At 66.7% G+C, this 538-nt stretch carries 1 protein-coding gene; it reads left to right on the plus strand.

Features of this window, described 5'->3' with window-relative positions:
- A partial coding sequence (locus DMB66_RS60720) for an integrase core domain-containing protein (RefSeq protein ID WP_148113025.1) occupies positions 1 to 538 on the plus strand: 538 nt, incomplete at both ends.

Below are 538 nucleotides of genomic sequence, written 5' to 3' on the forward strand. Positions count from 1 at the left end.
GCCTCCACCGTCTGGGAGATCCTGAAAGAGGCCGGTGTCGATCCGACGCCCCAGCGCACCAGCAGCACCTGGGCCGCGTTCCTGAACTCCCAGGCCCACGCCGTCATCGCCGCCGACTTCTTCGAGACGACCACGCTGACCGGCGCCCGCCTCTACGTACTCGCGGTCATCGAGCATGCCACCCGCCGCATCCGGATCCTCGGCGCCACCGCGCACCCGACCGCTGGCTGGGTGGCCCAGACCGCCCGCAACCTCGTCATGGACCTCGAAGACACCGGCTGCCAGGTGAAATACCTGATCCGCGACCGTGACCGCAAGTACCCGGCCCTGTTCGACACCGTCCTGGCCGACGCCGGAATCGATGTCGTGCTCACCGGAATACGGACACCCCGGATGAACGCGATCATGGAACGCTGGGTACGAACCTGCCGCCGCGAACTCCTCGACCGCACTCTGATCCTCAACCAGCGGCACCTGCTGCACGCGCTGCGCGAGTACGAGACCTTCTACAACGGACATCGTCCGCATCAGGGCATCG

It is taken from the genome of Actinoplanes sp. ATCC 53533 (assembly GCF_003947245.1).